General features: G+C 70.5%; 17 protein-coding genes. 4 read left to right on the top strand and 13 right to left on the bottom strand.

Annotated elements, in window-relative coordinates:
* Positions 1 to 37 precede the first annotated feature (37 nt).
* The 5 genes from ACH4EW_RS04025 to hrcA all read right to left on the bottom strand — a co-directional run bounded on the left by ACH4EW_RS04025 (position 38) and on the right by hrcA (position 4,758).
* The gene (locus ACH4EW_RS04025; RefSeq protein WP_398250953.1) at positions 38 to 433 is read right to left on the bottom strand and encodes a hypothetical protein; all 396 of its coding nucleotides are present in this window, start codon (positions 431 to 433) and stop codon (positions 38 to 40) included.
* Between the two features lie 227 nt (positions 434 to 660).
* Positions 661 to 1,407, bottom strand: coding sequence for a 16S rRNA (uracil(1498)-N(3))-methyltransferase (locus ACH4EW_RS04020; RefSeq protein ID WP_398250950.1), 747 nt, complete (start codon positions 1,405 to 1,407; stop codon positions 661 to 663).
* A complete protein-coding gene (locus ACH4EW_RS04015) occupies positions 1,404 to 2,477 on the bottom strand; it encodes a nitronate monooxygenase (RefSeq protein ID WP_398250947.1) in 1,074 nt (357 codons plus the stop codon). Before ACH4EW_RS04015 ends, ACH4EW_RS04020 begins: the two co-directional genes overlap by 4 nt.
* A 124-nt stretch (positions 2,478 to 2,601) precedes the next feature.
* Complete coding sequence (dnaJ, locus tag ACH4EW_RS04010) at positions 2,602 to 3,741, bottom strand: molecular chaperone DnaJ (protein WP_398250944.1); 1,140 nt, start codon at positions 3,739 to 3,741, stop codon at positions 2,602 to 2,604.
* Positions 3,742 to 4,758 (bottom strand): heat-inducible transcriptional repressor HrcA, encoded by a 1,017-nt coding sequence (hrcA, locus tag ACH4EW_RS04005; RefSeq protein WP_398250942.1) that lies wholly within the window; start codon positions 4,756 to 4,758, stop codon positions 3,742 to 3,744.
* A gap of 197 nt (positions 4,759 to 4,955) precedes the next feature.
* Here hrcA and ACH4EW_RS04000 point away from each other — a divergent pair, with 197 nt between their 5' ends.
* Together ACH4EW_RS04000 and ACH4EW_RS03995 are read left to right on the top strand one after the other, a co-directional pair.
* Positions 4,956 to 5,711 (top strand): MBL fold metallo-hydrolase, encoded by a 756-nt coding sequence (locus ACH4EW_RS04000; RefSeq protein ID WP_398250939.1) that lies wholly within the window; start codon positions 4,956 to 4,958, stop codon positions 5,709 to 5,711.
* Positions 5,712 to 5,736: 25 nt separating this feature from the next.
* Positions 5,737 to 6,558, top strand: a complete 822-nt coding sequence (locus tag ACH4EW_RS03995; protein WP_398250936.1) for a DUF3097 domain-containing protein — start codon at positions 5,737 to 5,739, stop codon at positions 6,556 to 6,558.
* Between the two features lie 128 nt (positions 6,559 to 6,686).
* On the opposite strand, the gene hemW is transcribed toward ACH4EW_RS03995, so the two are convergent.
* The 4 genes from hemW to lepA form a co-directional block, all read right to left on the bottom strand.
* A complete protein-coding gene (hemW, locus tag ACH4EW_RS03990; protein WP_398250933.1) occupies positions 6,687 to 7,928 on the bottom strand; it encodes a radical SAM family heme chaperone HemW in 1,242 nt (413 codons plus the stop codon).
* Between the two features lie 102 nt (positions 7,929 to 8,030).
* Positions 8,031 to 9,953, bottom strand: coding sequence for a SpoIIE family protein phosphatase (locus ACH4EW_RS03985; protein WP_398251277.1), 1,923 nt, complete (start codon positions 9,951 to 9,953; stop codon positions 8,031 to 8,033).
* Positions 9,954 to 10,151: 198 nt separating this feature from the next.
* A complete protein-coding gene (locus ACH4EW_RS03980; protein ID WP_398250930.1) occupies positions 10,152 to 12,041 on the bottom strand; it encodes an AMP-dependent synthetase/ligase in 1,890 nt (629 codons plus the stop codon).
* Positions 12,042 to 12,368: 327 nt separating this feature from the next.
* Complete coding sequence (lepA, locus tag ACH4EW_RS03975; protein WP_398250927.1) at positions 12,369 to 14,243, bottom strand: translation elongation factor 4; 1,875 nt, start codon at positions 14,241 to 14,243, stop codon at positions 12,369 to 12,371.
* Between the two features lie 215 nt (positions 14,244 to 14,458).
* On the opposite strand from lepA, the gene rpsT reads away from it, so the two are divergent.
* Positions 14,459 to 14,725, top strand: a complete 267-nt coding sequence (rpsT, locus tag ACH4EW_RS03970; RefSeq protein ID WP_398250924.1) for a 30S ribosomal protein S20 — start codon at positions 14,459 to 14,461, stop codon at positions 14,723 to 14,725.
* A 285-nt stretch (positions 14,726 to 15,010) separates the two neighbouring features.
* Here the strand turns inward: rpsT and holA are convergent, their stop codons facing one another.
* Positions 15,011 to 16,006 (bottom strand): DNA polymerase III subunit delta, encoded by a 996-nt coding sequence (holA, locus tag ACH4EW_RS03965; protein ID WP_398250921.1) that lies wholly within the window; start codon positions 16,004 to 16,006, stop codon positions 15,011 to 15,013.
* An 86-nt stretch (positions 16,007 to 16,092) separates the two neighbouring features.
* Between holA and ACH4EW_RS03960 the strand changes: the two genes are divergently transcribed.
* Positions 16,093 to 16,338: a hypothetical protein gene (locus ACH4EW_RS03960; RefSeq protein ID WP_398250918.1), complete on the top strand. Its 246-nt coding sequence runs from the start codon at positions 16,093 to 16,095 to the stop codon at positions 16,336 to 16,338.
* 15 nt (positions 16,339 to 16,353) lie between these two features.
* Here ACH4EW_RS03960 and ACH4EW_RS03955 read toward each other — a convergent pair whose 3' ends face one another.
* The 3 genes from ACH4EW_RS03955 to ACH4EW_RS03945 form a co-directional block, all read right to left on the bottom strand.
* Positions 16,354 to 17,250 carry a YceI family protein gene (locus tag ACH4EW_RS03955; RefSeq protein WP_398250915.1) on the bottom strand — a complete coding sequence of 299 codons (897 nt, stop codon included), beginning with the start codon at positions 17,248 to 17,250 and terminating at the stop codon, positions 16,354 to 16,356.
* Positions 17,251 to 17,648: 398 nt separating this feature from the next.
* Positions 17,649 to 20,219, bottom strand: a complete 2,571-nt coding sequence (locus ACH4EW_RS03950; protein ID WP_398250912.1) for a ComEC/Rec2 family competence protein — start codon at positions 20,217 to 20,219, stop codon at positions 17,649 to 17,651.
* Positions 20,216 to 20,890, bottom strand: a complete 675-nt coding sequence (locus ACH4EW_RS03945) for a helix-hairpin-helix domain-containing protein (RefSeq protein ID WP_398250909.1) — start codon at positions 20,888 to 20,890, stop codon at positions 20,216 to 20,218. Before ACH4EW_RS03945 ends, ACH4EW_RS03950 begins: the two co-directional genes overlap by 4 nt.
* Positions 20,891 to 20,911: the final 21 nt, after the last annotated feature.

Genomic DNA, 20,911 nt, shown 5'->3' with positions numbered 1-20,911 from the left:
CCGCCGGGCGGCCCGCTCCCTGTCGGCCCCCAGGTCGTTACTTGCCCCGGGGCGATTCGGCCACCGTGACCGTCACGGTGACCGTCGGCCTGGCGCCGCCCCGGGGCGGATTCGCCCCGACGGCCGACGGGCCGGTGTTGCAGTCGCCGAGCACATCTGCCCGGAAGACGACCTTCCCGCCGCTCTTCGCGGTCAGGTCTCCCCGCACACACTGCCCGTCGAGCTCGTGGGTGACCTTGCCCTTGATCGTGATGTCCTTGCCGTTCCCGGTCTTTCCGGTGCAGTCGACGTCCGCGGTGCCGTGCGCGGAAGCGGAGGCGGAGGGCGACGCGCCCACGACCTGGTTCCCGTCGATGTCGGCCGTGCAGTTCAGCCACCGCACATCGACCCCGTTGCGCTCCAGGGTGCTGGTGCCGGTCAGGTCGGTGGTCACGGCGATGGATGCGGAGTTCAGGCCGCCCGTCGGCTCACAGGCCACGACACCCGCGACCGCCGCGACCGCGAGTGCGGACGCGGCCAGAAAGCGACGGGTCCTTCGCTGACCCCATGACCCTTGATGTACACATGCCCTTGATGTCCCCATACGGGCAGCTTCCCACCGTTCCCCCACGGGACGGTAGACGACTTGCGGCCACAACGGCGCGGCGCAGGCACACCGAGTTACGCCCAGCGGCCGGTGCGCCCCAGCAGCAGTGCCGTCGCCGCCGTGCCCGCCGTCGAGGTGCGCAGGACGGACCTTCCGAGCCGGCAGGTACGGGCGCCCGCCGCGGTGAAGGCCGCCAGTTCGTCCGGCGACACACCTCCCTCGGGGCCGACGACCAGCACGATCTCGCCCTGGGTGGGGAGCTGAACGGTGGCCAGCGGCTCACTGCCGTAGCCCCAGTCCTCGTGCAGTACGGCGGCGAAGTCCGCCGCGGCCAGAAGCGCGGCGACCTGTTTGGTCGTCAGTGCGTCCGCCACCTCGGGGAAGCGCACCCGGCGCGACTGCTTGCCCGCTTCCCGGGCGGTGCTGCGCCATTTCGCGAGGGACTTGAGGCCGCGGTCGCCCTTCCACTGCGTGATGCAGCGCGATGCCTGCCAGGGCACGATCGCGTCGACACCGGTCTCCGTCATCGTCTCGACGGCGACCTCGCCGCGGTCGCCCTTGGGCAGGGCCTGGACGACGGTGATACGGGGTGCGGGCCACGGTTCCTCATGAACCGTCGCCAGGCCGGCGACCACGAGCCGGTCCTTGCCCTCGGCGGCCCTGACAACGCCTTCCGTCCAACGGCCGTGGCCGTCCGTCAGCACGACGTCCTCACCGGCGTGCAGCCGCTTCACCGAGACGGCGTGCCGTCCCTCGGGTCCTTCCAGGACGAACTCGGGCCCGTCGGGAACCTGTTCGACGACGAAGACCGGTGCGGTCACTGCGTACTCCCTGTGCTCACTGCCGCCCGTGCGGCGTCCAGTTCTTCGACGAGCAGTCCGATCAGCCGGCCGGCGGGCAGCTCGCGTGCCATCCGGTGCCCCTGCCCCGCATACAGTGCCATGCCCTGGGCGTCCCCGGCCTTTGCCGCCGCCTTGCGCAGCCCGGCCGTCAGATAGTGGACCTGCGGGTAGGCGGCGGGGGCGTACGGGCCGTGCTCGCGCATGAAGCGGTTGACCAGGCCTCGGGCCGGGCGGCCGGAGAACGCCCGGGTCAGGGCGGTCCGTACGAACAGCGGGTTGGTCAGTGCCTGCTTGTGCAGTGGATTCGCCCCGGACTCGGGGCAGACGAGGAACGCCGTGCCGAGCTGCGCCGCCTCCGCGCCCGCGGCGAGCACCGCGGCGATCTGGGATCCGCGCATCAGCCCGCCCGCGGCGATGATCGGCACCTGTACGGTCTCGCGGACCTGGGCCACCAGGGAGAGCAGTCCGATTCCGGTGCCGTCGGTCTGCGGGTCGTCGCTGTGGGTGGACTGGTGGCCGCCCGCCTCGACGCCCTGGACACAGACCGCGTCGGCGCCCGCCCACTGGGCGGCCTGGGCCTCCTCGGGCGTGGTGACCGTCACTATCGTGTACGTGCCGACTCCGGCGAACGCGTCGATGGTGTCGCGGGTCGGGCAGCCGAAGGTGAACGAGACCGCCGGGACCGGGTCCTCCAGGAGGATGGCGAGCTTGGCCTCGTAGCCGTCGTCGCCGCCGGAGTCCGGGGCGTCGAGCGGGGTCTCGTGCCGGGCGGCCTCGTCGGCGAGCTGGTGCCGGTACACCTCGACGGCGCTCGGGTCGGCGAGATGCGGCTGCGGCATGAACAGATTGACGCCGAAAGGCCGACCGGTCAGCCCGCGCTGCTGTTCGATCTCGTTGTACATGCCGTCCGCCGTCTTGTACCCGGCGGCGAGGAAGCCCAGCCCGCCCGCTTCGGCGACGGCCGCGACGAGCCTCGGACAGGACCCGCCACCCGCCATCGGGGCCTGCACGATCGGATACCGGCAGAGATCGGTCAACACGGATGACATGCCCGCATCGTGTCACGTCCTGCGCGCCTGGGCGCGCACGGCCTGCGGTCCATTTCGTCCTCAGCCGCCGGACGGGCTCGTCAGGCGAGCCCGTCCGGCGGCAGGGAACGGTGTGCGGGGGCCGTCAGCGGCCGTTGAAGGCGTCCTTCAGCCGGGAGAACAGCCCCTGCTGCCCGGGCTGGAACTGGCCGGTGGGCCGCTCCTCACCGCGCACCTTCGCCAGCTCCCGCAGCAGTCGCTCCTGCTCCGGGTCCAGCTTCGTCGGGGTCGTCACCTCGACATGCACGATCAGATCGCCACGCCCGCCGCCCCGCAGGTGTGTGATGCCGCGGCCGTGCAGCGGGACCGACTGGCCGGACTGGGTGCCGGGCCGGATGTCGACCTCCTCCAGGCCGTCGAGAGTCTCCAGCGGCACCTTGGTGCCGAGCGCGCCCGCTGTCATGGGGATGGTGACCGTGCAGTGCAGATCGTCGCCGCGGCGCTGGAACACCGAGTGCGGCAGCTCATGGATCTCCACGTACAGATCGCCGGCCGGGCCGCCGCCGGGGCCGACCTCGCCCTCGCCCGCGAGCTGGATGCGGGTGCCGTTGTCGACACCGGCGGGGATCTTCACGGTGAGCGTGCGCCTCGACCGGATGCGGCCGTCACCGGCGCACTCCGGGCACGGGGTCGGCACGACCGTACCGAAGCCCTGGCACTGCGGGCAGGGCCGCGAGGTCATGACCTGGCCCAGGAAGGACCGGGTGACCTGGGAGACCTCGCCGCGGCCGCGGCACATGTCACAGGTCTGGGCGGAGGTGCCGGGTGCGGCGCCCTCGCCGCTGCAGGTCGCACAGACGACAGCCGTGTCGACCTGGATGTCCTTGGTGGTGCCGAACGCGGCCTCGGCGAGATCGATCTCCAGCCGGATCATCGCGTCCTGGCCGCGCCGGGTGCGCGAACGGGGTCCGCGCTGCGACGACGTACCGAAGAACGCGTCCATGATGTCGGAGAAGTTGCCGAAGCCACCCTGTCCGAATCCGCCCGCACCACCGCCGCCTCCGGAGGCGGACAGCGGGTCGCCGCCGAGGTCGTAGACCTGCTTCTTCTGCGGGTCCGACAGCACCTCGTAGGCGGCGTTGATCTCCTTGAACCGCTCCTGGGTCTTCGGATCGGGGTTCACATCCGGATGCAGCTCGCGGGCGAGCCGACGGAATGCCTTCTTGATCTCGTCCTGAGATGCGTCGCGGCGCACGCCGAGTACGGCGTAGTAGTCCGTGGCCACTTACGACTCCGCCAGGATCTGTCCGACGTAACGTGCCACTGCGCGTACCGCTCCCATCGTTCCGGGGTAGTCCATGCGGGTCGGTCCGACCACGCCGAGTTTGGCGACTGCCTCGTCGCCCGAACCGTAGCCGACCGCGACGACGGACGTGGAGTTGAGCCCCTCGTGGGCGTTCTCGTGCCCGATCCGTACGGTCATGCCCGAGTCCTTGGCCTCGCCGAGCAGCTTCAGCAGCACGACCTGCTCCTCCAGTGCCTCCAGCACCGGCCGGATCATCACAGGGAAGTCGTGCCCGAAGCGGGTGAGGTTGGAGGTGCCGCCGATCATCAGCCGCTCCTCCGTCTCCTCGACGAGGGTTTCGAGCAGGGTGGAGAGCACGGTGGACACGGTTCCCCGGTCCTCGCTCTCGAAGGATTCCGGCAGATCCTGCACCAGCTGCGGGACGTCCGTGAAACGGCGTCCGACGACCCGGCTGTTGAGCCGGGCCCGCAGATCGGCGAGAGAGGTCTCGCCGAACGGAGCGGGGCAGTCGATCATGCGCTGCTCGACCCGGCCGGTGTCCGTGATCAGTACGAGCATCAGCCGGGCGGCTGCCAGCGACAGCAGCTCCACATGCCGAACCGTCGACCGGGTCAGCGAGGGGTACTGCACGACGGCGACCTGCCGGGTCAGCTGCGCCAGCAGCCGTACGGTGCGGCCCACGACATCGTCGAGGTCGACCGCGCCGTCGAGGAAATTGTGAATGGCACGGCGTTCCGGCGACGAGAGGGGCTTGACGCCCGCAAGCTTGTCGACGAAGAGCCGGTACCCCTTGTCCGTCGGGATGCGTCCCGCACTGGTGTGGGGCTGGGCGATGAAGCCCTCGTCCTCCAGCACCGCCATGTCGTTGCGGACGGTGGCCGGGGAGACCCCCAGCTTGTGCCGCTCGGTGAGCGCCTTGGAGCCCACGGGCTCCTCGGTGCCGACATAGTCCTGGACGATGGCGCGCAGCACTTCGAGTCTGCGTTCGCTGAGCATCGCGCACACCTCCAGCTGTCTTTCCTCGGTGGTTCTCGGGCCGTTCCTGCTTCATCCCCAGGAATCCCCCTGGCACTCGGTCCTCACGAGTGCCAGCAATCCCCCGCCCAGTGTACGGCGGCCGAGTGGGGACCTAGCAAGGGCGACCGGCCACCCTACTGCGAGACTGCGCAGGTCGTTGCGGATAGCGTCGCGGTATGGACGCCTCTTGGGAAGAGTTCGGCTGGGAGCGACTTGGTCACGGAGTGGGCCGACGTCGCCTGCCCGGATGGGATGCGACAGTCGCACTGGTGGTCGGAGCGGATGGAGTACTGCTCTACGACACCGGATCAACGCTGCGCGAAGGCGCGGAGATTCGGGCCCAGGCACAGGCCCTGCTGGGCCGGAAGGTGACGCATATCGCACTCAGCCACCCCCATTTCGACCACGTGCTGGGCACTGCCGCGTTCTCCGGCACCCAGGTGTACGGAGCGGCCGGCATGGCCGGGCTGCTGAAGCGCGAGGCGGACGATCTGCGCGCCTCCGCCGTACGCCACGGAGTGTCCGCACACGATGCGGCCGAGGCCGCCGAGGCGCTGGTGGCGCCGCACCACGAGGTGTGCGACGAGTGGACGCTCGATCTGGGCGGCGGCCGTCAGGTGCTGCTGGCGAATGTGGGCCCCGCCCACAGCGGCCACGATCTGGCGGTGCTCGTCCCCGGCTCCCCCGCGGTGGTGCTCTGCGGCGACCTGGTCGAGGAGTCCGGCGAACCGCAGGCGGGACGGGACGCCGTCCCGTCCCGCTGGCCGGCCGCGCTGGACCGGCTGCTGGCACTGGGCGGCGAGGACGCGGTGTACGTTCCGGGGCACGGAGCGGTGGTGGACGCGGCGTTCGTCAGGGACCAGCGCGACCAACTGGCCGTCCTCCCCCATCGCTCTGAAGGCATGGGAGGTGCCCCCTCCGGCGTGTCGTGATGTGTTGTCGTCCTATCGTCATCCGATGCGCAGCTACCAGCCGGATCTGACCCCGCCGTGGAAGAAGTCCGCCGCCGTTCCCGAGGTCCCCGCCGAGCCCGATCTGGTCGTGGAGGAGGTCTCCACCGGATTCTGCGGTGCGGTGATCCGCTGCGAGAAGACGGCCCAGGGTCCGGCGGTGACCCTGGAGGACCGCTTCGGCAAGCACCGGGTGTTTCCGATGGAGCCGCGCGGCTTCCTGCTGGAGGGCCGGGTGGTCACGCTCGTACGCCCGTCGGCGGCCGGCCCCGTACGCCCCACACGCACGGCCTCGGGTTCGGTCGCGGTCCCCGGGGCGCGCGCCCGGGTCGCGCGGGCGGGCCGGATCTACGTGGAGGGCCGCCACGACGCGGAGCTGGTCGAGCGGGTCTGGGGCGACGATCTGCGGATCGAGGGCGTGGTCGTCGAGTACCTGGAGGGCATCGACGACCTCCCGGCCATCGTGCAGGAGTTCTCCCCCGGCCCGGACGCCAGGCTGGGCGTCCTGGTCGACCACCTGGTCCCCGGCTCCAAGGAGTCCCGGATCGCGTCCCAGGTCTCCGACGCGAACGTGCTGGTGGTCGGCCACCCCTACATCGACGTGTGGGAGGCGGTGAAGCCGTCGTCCGTGGGCATCGCCGCCTGGCCGGTGGTCCCGCGCGGCCAGGACTGGAAGACGGGCGTGTGCCGCGCGCTGGGCTGGCCGGAGAGCACGGGCGCGGCCTGGCAGCGAATCCTGTCCACGGTGCGCTCGTACCGGGATCTGGAACCGGCACTGCTGGGCTCCGTGGAGAACCTGATCGACTTTGTGACAGCGCCGCCTCAGTAGCCTCTCCGCCGGCCTCCGGACCTCTGTCGTTCGAGGAGCCCGGTTCGGCGCGGAGCCCCGGTTACGGGAAGGGGCGGGCGGAGCGACAAGCCCGCCGCAGGTGTACCCGCACCACCCCCGCCCCTCCCTCAGTCCACCAGGTCCCGCACCACCGCATCCGCCAGCAACCGCCCCCGCAACGTAAGCACCGCCCGCCCCTGTCCGTACGGCACCGGCTCCAGCAGACCGTCCTCCACCGCCCGCCCCGCCGCGGCCAGCCCCGCCGGTGCCAGCAGCGACAACGGACACCCGTCCACGAGCCGCAGCTCCAGCAGGATCCGCTCGACCCGCCGGTCCTCCGCGGAAAGGATCTCGCGGCCGGCCCCCGGCGACCGCCCCTCGGCCAGAGCCTGCGCGTACGCTCCCGGATGCTTCACGTTCCACCAGCGCACCCCGCCGACATGGCTGTGCGCCCCGGGACCGGCGCCCCACCAGTCGGCGCCGCGCCAGTACAGCTCGTTGTGCAGGCACCGGCCCTCGGGCGTACGGGCCCAGTTCGACACCTCGTACCAGGAGAAGCCCGCCGCGGTCATCGCCTCGTCCGCGATCAGGTACCGGTCCGCATGGGCGTCGTCATCGGTCATCGGGATCTCGCCGCGCCTGATCCGCCGGGCCAGCTGCGTCCCCTCCTCGACGATCAGCGCGTACGCGGACACATGGTCCGGTCCCGCACCGATCGCCGCGTCCAGCGAGGCCCGCCAGTCGTCGTCGGACTCCCCGGGCGTGCCGTAGATCAGATCGAGGTTGACATGCTCGAAGCCCGCCTGCCGGGCCTCGGCGACACACGCCTCGGGCCGCCCCGGCGTATGCGTACGGTCCAGGATCTTCAGCACATGCTGCCGCGCGCTCTGCATCCCGAACGAGATCCGGTTGAAGCCGCCTTCGCGCAGCTCGGCCAGATACGCCGGACCGACGGACTCCGGGTTGGCCTCGGTGGTGATCTCGGCATCGTCCGCGAGCCCGAACTCGTCGCGGATCGCCCCCAGCATCCGTACCAGGTCTCCGGCAGCCAGCAGGGTCGGCGTGCCGCCGCCGACGAAGACCGTACGGACCGGCCGCGGGTTGTCGCCGAGGACCTTGCGAGCCTGGTGGACCTCGCCGATCAGATGGGCGGCGTAGTTGTCCCGGGAGGCCAGCGCACCGCCGGAGCCGCGCAGCTCGGTCGCGGTGTACGTGTTGAAGTCGCAGTAGCCGCAGCGGGTCGCGCAGTACGGCACATGCAGGTAGAAGCCGAGCGGCCGGTCGGCGGCGCCTTCCAGGGCATGGCGGGGCAGCGCCCCGTCGTCGGGTACGGGCTCACCATCGGGCAGTACGGAAGGCATACCGCCCATTGTCACTCGCCGCCCGGGATCTGCGGGCCACGCCCGAGATCACGGCCACCGGACCCCATGGACCGCACCGCCCTCCCGTCCCAGCCGGCCGCCCGTCTCTCCTCACCCCGCCTGCAACACCAGCAGTGCCAGATCGTCGTCCGGCGGCCGCTCGGCGAATTCGTGCACGGCCCGCTTGATCCGGTCCGCGATCCCGTCCGCCGACAGTCCGGCACAGTCGGCCAGCGCCCGGGCCAGACCGTCCCCGTCGTCGAACATCAGCGCCCCGGAGCGCCGCTCCGTCACGCCGTCCGTGACACACAGCAGACTGTCGCCGGGCGCCAGCTCGAAGCTCTGACTCTCGTACGCGACGTCGTCGAAGATCCCGAGCAGCATCTGCGGCTCGGCGGCCGGGCGCACCTCGCCGTCCGGGCGCAGCAGCAGCGGCAACGGGTGACCGGCGCTGGCGAGGGTGCAGCGCACGCCGCCGCCGGGCAGCGGCACGAGTTCTCCGTACAGCAGGGAGAGAAAGCGGGACTGACCGGTGTCCGCCGTCTGCTGTCCGCCCGCCGCGGCAACCATGAGCGCGGCCGCTTCGGCAGCCTCCATGGCATCGTCGAGGAGCAGCCGGTTGAGCCGGTCCAGCACTTCGCCGACGCCGAAGCCCTCACGGGACAGCAGCCGCAGCCAGGGCCGGGCGAGGCCGGTGACGACGGCGGCTTCGGGGCCGCTGCCCTGCACATCGCCGAGGACGAAGCACCAGCGGTCGCCGGGACACGGGAAGATGTCGTAGAAGTCGCCGCCGACCACCCCGTCGTCACTGGGTTCGTACACCAGAGAGCTGGTGACGCCGGGTATGTCGGCGACCTTGCTGGGCAGCAGCGCGCGTTGCAGAATGCGGCTGATGGTGGCCTGCCGGGTGTACTCGCGGGCGGCGCCGACGGCGAGGCCGACACGGCGTACGAAGTCCTCTATCAGGGCGGTCACTTCGTCGGGGACACGTGCCGTGCCCTCCCGGCCGAGGAGTACGGCGCCGAGTGTGCGGCCGCCCGGTGTGATCCTGTAGGCGAGAGCGGATCCGGCGCGCCCGTCGGATTCCCCGCCGTCCTCCTCGCCCCCGGGCCAGGGCATGGAGACGGGCCCGGTGCCCACCCGCTCGGGCAGCCGGATCGGGTCCTGCTCCAGCAAGGTACGAAGCCGCCCGGTCTCGGACTCGTCCCGGTGCCAGACGCTGGCGAGCCGAGGGACGGCGGACGGACCGCCGTTCTCGGGCTCCAGCCAGATCGCGCACCAGTCGGCGAGTCTGGGCACCAGCAACTGTCCGGCGAGCGCAGCGACGATGTCCTCGTCGAGCTGGCCTGCGAGCAGGTCCGAGGCCTCGGCGAGGAACGAGAGCGCACCGCGGCCGGCCCAGTCCGCGTTGCCGCGCAGGGCCCGCCGGGCACTGGGGGCGAGCAGCTCGGCAGCGCGCAGTCCCCGCTGGAATCCGGGCTCGGCCGATGGTTCGGGGAACGGATTCCAGTCGTCGACGGGAAGCCGGGCCCAGACGGTCTTGAGGCCGGTGCGGTAGGTGATGCCCCAGCGCTCGGCGAGGGCGCCGACGAGCTGGAGCCCGCGACCGTACTCGGCGGGCTCCTCGGGGCCGGTGGGGGCATCGCCCTGCGCCGTGTCCGCGCTGCCGTCCTCCGGGCGTTCGCTGCGTACGGCACGGGCCGGGTGATGGTCGGAGACCTCCAGCACCACGGCCGCGGCCTCGTCCTCGGTGGCCTCCTCCAGCCGGCAGATCAGCTCGACATTGGTCCCGGCGTGCACGACCGCGTTGGTGACCAACTCGCTGACGACGGCGACCGCATCATCGGCCAGACGCTCGCTGAAGCCCACGGCCGCCGGCAGTCCCAGCCCGGTCCACTCGGTGAGCGCTGCCCTGACGAACCGGCGGGCAGCAGAGGGCGCGAGGAGGTTTCCGGGCAGGGACGTACGGGCGACCGGCCGCGCATCCGCATGGCCGACGGTGATACCGGGACGCTGAACGATGTCCCGCTGCAAGGGAATGGGCCCCACGGTGCAGCTCCTGACCTGTTCTCGCTCTGTCTGTCTGTTCTCGTTCTGTCTGTTCTCGCTGGGCGCCGCTGACAACACCGACAGAGTGACAGATGGACCACGCTCATAAGCGACGAGTTGCCGAAGTGAGCAGAGAAAGTGAACAGAGGGAGACGGAAGCAGCCGCACCGTGCGGCCGTCGGCCTAAGCCTCGCGGGTCCCCGCGTACATGTCGTCGATGAGGTCCTTGTACTCACGCTCGACGACCGGCCGCTTCAGCTTCAGACTGGGTGTCAGCTCGCCGTGCTCGATGTCGAGATCGCGGGGCAGCAGCCGGAACTTCTTGATGGTCTGCCAGCGCTGCAGCCCCTCGTTGAGCCGCTTCACATAGCCCTCGATGAGCTCCACGGCCTGTCGGGACGCCACCACTTCGGCGTACGGCTTCCCGCCCAGACCGTTCTCGGCGGCCCAGCCGAGGATGGTCGGCTCGTCGAGTGCGATCAGGGCGGTGCAGAAGTTGCGGTTCGCGCCGTGCACCAGGATGTTGGAGACGAACGGGCAGACCGCCTTGAACTGTCCCTCGACCTCCGCCGGGGCGATGTATTTGCCGCCGGACGTCTTGATCAGGTCCTTCTTGCGGTCGGTGATCCGGAGATAGCCGTCCACGGACAGCTCGCCGATGTCGCCGGTGTGGAACCAGCCGTCCGCCTCCAGCACCTCGGCGGTCTTCTCCGGGAGCCCCTGGTAACCCTGCATCAGGCCGGGGCCGCGCAGCAGGATCTCACCGTCTTCGGCGATCCGTACCTCGGTGCCGGGGAGCGGCTTGCCCACGGTGCCCGTGCGGTAGGCCTCGCCCGGGTTGACGAAGGAGGCGGCACTGGTCTCGGTGAGGCCGTAGCCCTCCAGGATGTGGATGCCGGCGCCCGCGAAGAAGTAGCCGATGTCGGGAGCGAGGGCGGCGGAGCCGGAGATGCAGGCACGCAGCCGGCCGCCGAAGGCCTCGCGGATCTTGGCGAAGACGAGGGCGTCGGCGACCTTGTGCTTGGCACCGAGAGCGAACGGGACGGAGGCCGTGCCGGTGCGCCGGAAGCTGTCCTGGGAGACCGTCGCGTACTCGCGGGCGACCCCGGCCGCCCACTGGAAGATCTTGTACTTGGCACCGCCACCGGCCCGTGCCTTGGCGGCGATGCCGTTGTAGACCTTTTCGAAGATACGGGGGACGGCGGCCATGTACGTCGGCTGGACCACCGGAAGGTTCTCGATGATCTTGTCGACCCGGCCGTCGACGGCGGTGACATGGCCGATCTCGATCTGGCCCGAGGTGAGGACCTTGCCGAAGACGTGCGCGAGCGGCAGCCAGAGGTACTGGACGTCGTCCTTGGTGATCAGGCCGGTCGCCACGGTGGCCTTGGCCATGTACGACCAGTTGTCGTGCGGCAGGCGTACGCCCTTGGGGCGTCCGGTGGTGCCCGAGGTGTAGATCAGGGTGGCCAGCTGGTCGGCCGTGATGGCGGCGACGCGTTCCTTGATCGAGTCGGGGTTCTTCGCCAGGTGCTCGGCGCCGCGGGCCTCCAGATCGGCAAGGGTGAGCACCCAGCCCTCGGGGTCGCCCTCGGCGGGTCCGGCGCCCTCGGGGTCGATGACGACGACGTGGGCGAGGTTCGGCAGCTCGGCGCGGCACTCCCGGGCCTTGGCCAGCTGGCGGGCGTCCTCGGCGATCAGGACCCGGCTCTCGGAGTCGGAGAGGATGAACGCCGACTCCTCGGCGTTGGTCGACGGGTAGATCGTCGTGGTGGCGGCGCCCGCGCACATCACACCGAGGTCGGCGAGGATCCATTCCATTCGCGTGCCGGCGGCGAGCGCGACCCGCTCCTCCGGCTGCACACCCAGACCGATCAGCCCGGCCGCGATGGCGTACACCCGCTCGGCGGCCTGTGCCCAGCTCAGCGACTTCCACTCATCCGGTCCCTCACCGGCGGCCGCAGGGACGGGGTAGCGGTAGGCCTCCCCGTCCGGGGTGGCCGCGACGCGGTCGATGAAGAGGTTCGCCACGGAGGGCGGTCGGTTCTCGATCAAGGTCTGTGTGTCGCTCACGACATCCTCCGGGCCTGCGGCAGTGCTTCACGACCGGCTGTTGATTGCTGCTTGTTCCTACGTGTGTTCCCACGCACCCTGTGCGCTTGGTCCTGCGTTGCTTGGTCCTGCGGTGCTTGCCCTGTTGCTTAACTGGCGAGTAACTAAGAGGTCGTGATCAGGGTAGAGCGCGCGCGTCCGCCGCGTAAGGGGCAAGGGGCCGCCGCTTCATAACAAACGGGCCCCTGTGTCGCACCAAATGCTGCGACACAGGGGCCTGTTGGCCTACCACCGGGCAGGGGCGGACGGAGCCGGGGCGGGAGTTGCTTCTCGGTCTTGCAACGGAAGCTACTTCTTGGCCTTGCCGTCCCCGCCCGACTCGTCCGTCGACAGCACGGCGATGAAGGCCTCCTGCGGCACCTCAACGTTGCCGACCATCTTCATCCGCTTCTTGCCTTCCTTCTGCTTCTCCAGCAGCTTCCGCTTACGGGAGATGTCACCGCCGTAGCACTTGGCGAGGACGTCCTTGCGGATGGCGCGGACGGTCTCACGGGCGATGACACGGGAGCCGATGGCGGCCTGGATCGGCACCTCGAAGTTCTGCCGCGGGATCAGCTCGCGCAGCTTGGCGACAAGCCGCACGCCGTACGCGTACGCCTTGTCCTTGTGCGTGACCGCCGAGAACGCGTCGACCTTGTCGCCGTGCAGCAGGATGTCGACCTTGACGAGCTGGGCGGACTGCTCGCCGGTGGGCTCGTAGTCGAGAGAGGCGTAACCCCGCGTCTTGGACTTCAGCTGGTCGAAGAAGTCGAAGACGATCTCGGCGAGCGGCAGGGTGTAGCGGATCTCGACCCGGTCCTCGGAGAGGTAGTCCATGCCGAGCAGGGTGCCGCGCCGGTTCTGGCAGAGCTCCATGATCGCGCCGATGAACTCGCTGGGAGCGAGGATGGTGGCGCGCACGACGGGCTCGTGCACCTTGTCGATCTTGCCCTCGGGAAATTCGCTCGGGTTGGTGACAATGTGCTCGCTGCCGTCCTCCATGTCCACGCGGTAGACCACGTTGGGGGCGGTGGCGATGAGTTCGAGACCGAACTCACGCTCCAGCCGCTCTCGGATCACATCGAGGTGGAGCAGGCCGAGGAAGCCGACGCGGAAACCGAAGCCGAGCGCGGCGGAGGTCTCCGGCTCGTACACCAGGGCGGCGTCGTTGAGCTGGAGCTTGTCGAGCGCCTCGCGCAGGTCCGGGTAGTCCGAGCCGTCCAGCGGGTACAGGCCCGAGAACACCATCGGCTTGGGGTCCTTGTAGCCGCCCAGTGCCTCGGTCGCGCCCTTGCTCTGGGAGGTGATGGTGTCACCGACCTTGGACTGCCGGACGTCCTTCACACCGGTGATGATGTAGCCCACTTCGCCCACACCGAGCCCGTCGGCCGGGGTCATCTCCGGAGAGGAGACCCCGATCTCCAGCAGCTCGTGAGTGGCGCCGGTGGACATCATCCTGATGCGCTCGCGCTTGTTGAGCTGACCGTCGACGACACGGACATACGTGACGACGCCACGGTACGAGTCGTAGACCGAGTCGAAGATCATCGCGCGGGCGGGGGCGTCGGCCTTGCCGATCGGGGCCGGGACGTCCTTGACCACCCGGTCGAGCAGCGTGTCCACGCCGACACCGGTCTTCGCGGAGACCTTGAGCACGTCCTCCGGCTGGCAGCCGATGAGGTTGGCCAGCTCCTCGGAGAACTTCTCGGGCTGCGCGGCCGGCAGGTCGATCTTGTTGAGCACCGGGACGATGGTGAGGTCGTTCTCCATCGCCAGGTAGAGGTTGGCCAGCGTCTGGGCCTCGATGCCCTGCGCGGCGTCGACCAGAAGGACCGTGCCCTCGCAAGCGGCGAGCGAGCGGGAGACCTCGTAGGTGAAGTCCACGTGGCCCGGGGTGTCGATCATGTTGAGGACGTGGGTGCGCCCCTGGTCCTCGCCCGTGCTGGGCGCCCAGGGCAGACGTACCGCCTGGGACTTGATGGTGATGCCGCGCTCGCGCTCGATGTCCATCCGGTCGAGGTACTGAGCGCGCATCTGCCGCTGGTCGACCACGCCCGTCAGCTGAAGCATCCGGTCGGCAAGGGTCGACTTGCCGTGGTCGATGTGCGCGATGATGCAGAAGTTGCGGATCAGCGCCGGGTCGGTACGGCTCGGCTCGGGCACGTTGGTAGGAGTCGCGGGCACGCAGGGTCCTGATTCTTGAGACGCCGAACGCCGTGTCTCGGGTCGATGTCGGTTCGGTCGGATCGATACGTAGCCTCCATCGTCCCATGGTTGCGGGGCGAGGAGCGGTTTGGGCCGGTCGGAGGGGGACTGGTACCGTTGACAGCTGTGTCTCGCGACTCTCTCGGGCCGCGGGGCGCACATCAAAGATCCAACGAACCTGAAAAGGCTCTTTCGTGGCGAACATCAAGTCCCAGATCAAGCGGAACAAGACGAACGAGAAGGCGCGCCTGCGCAACAAGGCCGTCAAGTCCTCGCTCAAGACCGCTATCCGCAAGGCCCGTGAGGCTGCCGTCGCCGGTGACGTCGAGAAGGCCACCGCGGCCGCTCGCGACGCCTCCCGCGCGCTCGACAAGGCCGTCTCGAAGGGTGTCATCCACAAGAACGCCGCCGCCAACAAGAAGTCGGCGCTGGCGTCCAAGGTTGCCTCCCTCCAGGGCTGAGCTTTCTGATGTAACCGCCGGAACGGACCAGCGGGCCCTCTCTCCCGCCCCTGCCCGGCCCCCGCGCCGCACACCGAACCTGCGTTCGCCACGCGGGTGCGGCGCACCAAGCGTGAACCGAAGGCCCCGACCCCGCTCTCCCCGGAGCGAGACACGGGGCCTTCGGCGTTCCCTGCTCAGCCTGTCTCGGGGATCACCGCATGCCCTTGAGGCCCCCTTGAAGCTATGGGGCAGATTGAGGACCGAGCGATCGCCGGAAGAAACCCGGCACCCTCACGCGCCCGGCTACCGCCCCGACCGCCCTGACCGCGCCGCCCGCGCCACCGCGACCACGGCCTTCTCCAACGCGTACTCCGGATCGTCGCCGCCCCCCTTGACGCCCGCATCCGCATCCGCGACCGCCCGCAGCGCCACGGCCACCCCGTCCGGCGTCCACCCACGCATCTGCTGGCGCACCCGGTCGATCTTCCACGGTGGCATGCCCAGCTCACGGGCGAGGTCCGCGGGCCGCCCCCCACGTGCCGAGGACAGCTTTCCGATCGCCCGTACGCCCTGCGCGAGCGCACTGGTGATCAGCACGGGCGCCACCCCGGTCGACAGCGACCAGCGCAACGCCTCGAGCGCCTCCGCAGCCCGCCCCTCCACCGCGCGGTCGGCGACCGTGAAACTCGATGCCTCTGCACGGCCCGTGTAGTAACGGGCGACGACCGCCTCGTCGATCGTGCCCTCGACATCCGCGACGAGCTGTGAGGCCGCACTCGCCAGCTCCCGCAGATCACTGCCGATGGAGTCGACCAGCGCCTGGCACGCCTCGGGCGTCGCCGAGCGCCCCAGCGCGCGGAACTCCGACCGTACGAACGAGAGCCGCTCGGCCGGCTTGGTCGTCTTCGGACACGTGACCTCCCGCGCCCCGGCCTTGCGCGCCGCGTCCAGCAGCCCCTTGCCCTTGGCGCCGCCCGCATGCAGCAGAACGAGGGTGATCTCCTCGACCGGATCGCCGAGGTACGCCTTGACGTCCTTGATCGTGTCGGCGGAGAGATCCTGCGCATTGCGCACAATCACCACCTTGCGCTCGGCGAAGAGCGACGGGCTCGTCAGTTCGGCGAGAGTGCCGGGCTGGAGCTGGTCGGAGGTGAGGTCGCGGACATCCGTGTCGGGGTCGGAGGCACGGGCCGCCGCCACCACCTGTTGCACGGCGCGGTCGAGGAGCAGGTCCTCCTGGCCCACAGCGAGCGTAAGGGGGGCGAGCGGATCGTCGGTGGAATTCTTTCTGGTGGCCATCGCCGTCCAGCATCCCACGCACCACCGACAACCCCGTCGCCGGAGCAACGGCGCACACCCCGTACACCGTGCGGAAGAATGGGCAGGTGAGCGATGTGAGACATGTACTGGTGCTGCCCGACCGCGACGCCGCCGAGGAGGTGGCCGGAGAGCTCGCCGACCGTTTCGGGGTCACCGAGGAGCCTCAGCTCGTACGCGATGCGCTGGCCGGCGAGGACGATGCCGAGGACGCCCAGTGGCTCGTGGTCGTGGAGGACCCGTCGGGGCGGCTGAACGCCTCCGCGCTGGATGCGTTCGCCTCGGAGTACGAGGGGTGGCTCGAAGCGCCCTGAACGGGCGCCGCCGGCTCAGCTCTTGGGGACGATCTGGATGTCCATGTCGATGGAGATGCTGGAGCCGACGGCCGCGATGCCGCGGGCCAGCATGGTCTGCCAGGTGAGGGTGAAGTCCTGGCGGTGCAGTTCCGTGGTGGCCCGGCAGGCGGCGCGAATCTCGCCCTCCAAGCCATTGCCCAGGCCGAGGTACTGGGTGTCCAGCGTGACCGTACGGCTGACGCCGTGCAGTGTGAGCGCGCCTGTCACACCCCAGCGGGTGCCGCCGCGGTGGACGAAGCGGTCGCTGTAGAACTCCAGCGTCGGATAGCGGCCCACATCGAGGAAGTCGCTGGAGCGCAGGTGGTCGTCGCGCATCTGGACGTTCGTGTCGATCGACGAGGCGTCGATGATCACGTGCATGGCCGAGTTCTCCATGCGGTCGGCGATCCGGACAGCACCGGCGAAGGTGTTGAACCGGCCGTGGATACGCGCCATGCCGATGTGCCGGGCTGTGAAACCGATCTGCGAGTGCATCGGCTCGACCTCCCACTCGCCCGGGTCGGGCAGCAGTGGGAGCGCGGACAGTTGCAGGGTCACATCGCCGAGGCTCGCGTGGCCGCCCTCGACGACTGTGGCCGCACCGTGAAACGGGGTGAACCCCTCAGCCGTGACGGCCAGTCGGTACTCGCCGGCCGGGACCGTGGCGAGGACACTGCCGTACGGGTCCGTCTCACCACCGAGGACCTTGCGGCCCGCGCTGTCCGTCACAACGAACTCGGCCTGCGGCACGATCTCGTTGACGGGGTCGAGCACGCGGCAGCTGAGCACTCCGGCGGTGCGCGGCACCTCAATTCCGGTGAGGGCGTTGCCGCGCGCGGCACCCGTCGTCGCTCCCTTGCTTCGCATACTTCCCAGCCAACGGTCGAACATCCGTACCTATCCCCTGGAGTGCCTTCACCTTGGGGCCTGGCGGCTGGACGTCGTCGTCGGAGCAGCGGCCCACCGACGAGCATGCATTCGATCACTATTGTGACGTTCGAGGCAAACAGAGCAGCTCGCAGCGGCTTGGGCTGAGGTGTTACCGAAGGTCCGAATTGGTCGTCGCTCCATTTGCGCGCGTGCCTGATTCGGCACAGCGGCACCGGTATTCCGCATCATCGGGACGCGGTGTTGCGCGACCTCCGCTTCACTCCGTACGCGGTCAAGGCGTGGCCCGAGAAGAACGAGCCGGCCGGGCGGGAGCTGATGGCCGACGGTGCCTGGCCGGACCGAGGAGCGACGGTTGTACGGCTGCACGGTGGCACGGGCCTGAGTCGACGCGAGGGTGCTCATGACCGGCCCACCGCCCGCAATGCCGGCCCGGCACCCGTGACGGCGATCGCGCCGTCGGTGTCCGTACGCAGCACCTCGGCGCCGCCGGCTCTGAGCTCATCGACGGTGCGCGGGGCGGGGTGACCGTACGGGTTGTCCCTGCCCACGCTCACCAGGGCGAGTCTCGGGTGCGCGCTGCGCAGCAGAGCGGGGTCCTGGTGAGCGGAGCCGTGATGGGCGACCTTGAGAACGTCCACCGGCGGCAGCGCGGGATACCTGCGCAACAGCCCCTGCTGGGCCGGAGGTTCGAGATCGCCCAGGAGCAACAGGGTGGGCCCGCCGGTCCTGACGTACAGGGTGACACTGGCGTCATTCGGCTCCTGCGGTACGGGCCCGGCCGCCGGGACCGCCGATACACCGCCCGCCCCCGTGGCGCCCGCCGGCCAGAGGACCCGCCAGTCGAGCGGCCCGGTCCGGCGACGTTCACCGGGGACGGCCCGCACCAGGGGGACGCCCGACGCGGCGGCCGTTCTCCGTACGAACGCGACCTGGTCCGGCGGTTCGTCCAGGCTCGTCGTCTGGATCGCCCCCACCGCTCTGCCCCGCAGCACACCGGGCAGGCCCCGTACGTGATCCGCGTGGAAGTGCGTAAGGATCAGGAGCGGCACCTCGGTGATACCGAGGTCGCGCAGGCACCGGTCGGCGAGCCGGGGGTCGGGACCGGTGTCGACGACTACGCCCGTGCCGTCCCCCGCGGCCAGCACCAGGGCGTCACCCTGCCCCACGTCGCACATTGCGAACGCCCAGTCCGGCGGCGGCCATCCGGTCAGCACCCGGGTGAGCGGCGCCGGGCGCAGCACCGCGAGGATCAGCAGCAGCGCGGCTGCCGAACAGACCCAGGCGTGACGCACGATGCGACGGGCGAACAGCACCACCAGAGCCGTCAGCGCGGCGAGCAGCAGCGCGCCCTTCCCGCCGTCGGGCCAGTCGATCTCCGCCCCGGGCAGGGCCGCCCCGGCGCGGGCCACCGAGGCGATCCACCCGGTCGGCCAACCCGCGATCCGGGCGAGCAGCTCTGCCACGGGCATGGCCACCGGCGCCAGGGCAAGCGTGGCGAACCCGAGGACCGTGGCCGGCGCCACCGCGAACTCGGCCGCAAGGTTGCACGGGATCGCCACCAGGCTGACCCGGGAGGCGAGCAGCACGACGACCGGCGCGCACACCGCCTGCGCCGCGGCGGCCGCGGCCAGTGCCTCGGCGAGCCGGGGCGGGATCCGGCGCCGTTGCAGCGCGTCGCTCCACTTCGGGGCGATGGTGAGCAGGGCGCCGGTGGCCAGGACGGAGAGGACGAAGCCGTAACTGCGCGCCATCCACGGGTCGTACAGCACCAGCAGCAGAACCGCGGCGGCCAGCGCGGGAATCAGCGATCTGCGGCGACCCGTGCCGATGGCGAGCAGGGTGATCAGTCCGCAGGCCGCGGACCGCAGCACGCTCGGCTCGGGTCGGCAGACGATGACGAAGGCGAGTGTGAGCCCGCCGCCGAGCAATGCCGTCATTCTGAGCGAGATCCCCAACCGGGGCGCCAGACCGCGGCGTTCGACGTGCGACGCTGTGCCCGGCGGTCCGATCAGGAGGACGAGCAGAATCGCCAGGTTGGCACCGGAGACCGCCATCAGGTGGGTGAGGTCGACCGTCTGGAAGGCATCGTGCAGTTCGGGCGTGACCCGTGAGGTGTCGCCGACCACCAGGCCCGGCAGAAGCGCCCGCGCATCGGGGTCCAGCCGCTCGGTCGCCTGCCGCAGACCGCCACGCAGAGCACCCGCCGTGCGCTGGAGAAGGGAAGGTGGCCCGGTGATGCGGGGCGGGCCTTTGCCATCGGGCCGCAGTACGGCGGCATTGCGTTCCCCTTCGCGCAGCGGTGGTGTCAGTCGGCCGCCGATGTGCAGTCGCGTGGAGGGGAGCAAGTGCTGCCACCGAGCCATCGGTCCGCCGGGCGAGACGATCAGCAGCACGGGCGTTCGCAGCCGGGTGACCGCACCGTCGGGCCCGGTCAGCCGCGTGATCTCGGCGTCCATGAGGAGCGAGGTGGGCGTGCTGTGGTTGCCTCGCACCCGGGGCTGGGTCTGCCGGGCGTCGGACGTCACCGTCACCTCCGCCTCGACCCTCGCGAATCGCTGGGCAAGCTCATGGACCGGCCCCTGCCGTACGTCCGCGCTTTGCAACCCGGCCGACGCAGCCCCGGCCGCCGCGCAGAGCAGCGCCGCAGCAGTGGCAGTCGCGGTGGTGTGCGGCCGCGGGTTGCGTACCGCGCTCCCGTCGCCTGCGGCCCCTCTCCCGGCATCGGCCGACAGCCTGCGCATCGCGCGGATCGCCGATACTCCCGGCATCGCCAGGAGCACCATGGCTGCGGCGATGCAGAGCATCACGCCCGTCGTCGTCCACCTTCCCGGCGCACTCAGCGCGAGCGCCGCTCCGGCCCAGGCCGCCATGGCCGGCGGGACCAGTCGGAGGTCGACCGGGCCCTCCTGCCGAGGGTTGGAGGCACCCAGCCGCCGGCCCGACGCCGCATGGACGTCCGGGTGGTTCATGGCCCCACCAGCGGTTGGAGGTCGGCGAACCGGCGGTCACCGATCCCGTTGACCTCGCGGAGCTCATCGACGGAACGGAAACCGCCGTGCTGTGTGCGGTAGTCGACGATGTGCTGGGCGAGAACGGGGCCGACACCGGGCAAGGTGTCGAGCTGTTCCACGGTCGCGCGGTTGAGGCTGACCGGTCCGGTTGTGGGGCTGCCGCTGCCGCCCGTAGCGGCTTCTCCCGTACCGCTGGTGGCAGGAAGACCGGGCGGGGCACCCACCACGATCTGCTCCCCGTCCATGAGCACCCGCGCCCGGTTGAGCCCGGCGAGGTCGACCCCTGGCCGGGCTCCGCCCGCCGCACGCAGCGCATCGGCAACCCTTGCGCCGGACGGCAGCTGGTGGATCCCTGGCCTTCGCACCTTCCCGCTCACATCGACGACGATGCGCCCGCCCGGCCCCGTCGTGGGCGGCGGCCCCGGTGACGGCTCCGGCACTCCGGCGCCATCCGGCGCCGGGGCCGATGTCCGGGCATGCGCAGCCTCGTTGACCGGATCAGGAGCGCGTACGGAGTGGGGGCGCGCGGACCAGAAATGCGCCGCGGCGAAGACCGCCGCCGCGATCAGGACAACGGCCAGCGCGGCGAGGGACTTTGACTCCAGACCACATCTGAGCTGCAGCCACACCGGAATCCGCTCCCGCAACGC

Source organism: Streptomyces sp. NPDC018000, from assembly GCF_044328025.1.
GTDB lineage: Bacteria > Actinomycetota > Actinomycetes > Streptomycetales > Streptomycetaceae > Streptomyces.
The sequence above is the reverse complement of the archived record's forward strand: the minus strand, read 5'-3'. Positions and strand labels throughout refer to the sequence as shown.

Excerpts from the sequence above, each read along its gene's own strand:
- ACH4EW_RS04000 (WP_398250939.1), top strand. The coding sequence starts at position 4,956 with ATGGACGCCTCTTGGGAAGAGTTCGGCTGGGAGCGACTTGGTCACGGA.
- ACH4EW_RS03950 (WP_398250912.1), bottom strand. The coding sequence starts at position 20,219 with ATGAACCACCCGGACGTCCATGCGGCGTCGGGCCGGCGGCTGGGTGCC.
- hemW (WP_398250933.1), bottom strand. The coding sequence starts at position 7,928 with ATGGGCGGTATGCCTTCCGTACTGCCCGATGGTGAGCCCGTACCCGAC.
- ACH4EW_RS04015 (WP_398250947.1), bottom strand. The coding sequence starts at position 2,477 with ATGTCATCCGTGTTGACCGATCTCTGCCGGTATCCGATCGTGCAGGCC.
- ACH4EW_RS03955 (WP_398250915.1), bottom strand. The coding sequence starts at position 17,250 with ATGTTCGACCGTTGGCTGGGAAGTATGCGAAGCAAGGGAGCGACGACG.
- hrcA (WP_398250942.1), bottom strand. The coding sequence starts at position 4,758 with ATGCTCAGCGAACGCAGACTCGAAGTGCTGCGCGCCATCGTCCAGGAC.
- holA (WP_398250921.1), bottom strand. The coding sequence starts at position 16,006 with ATGGCCACCAGAAAGAATTCCACCGACGATCCGCTCGCCCCCCTTACG.
- ACH4EW_RS03995 (WP_398250936.1), top strand. The coding sequence starts at position 5,737 with ATGCGCAGCTACCAGCCGGATCTGACCCCGCCGTGGAAGAAGTCCGCC.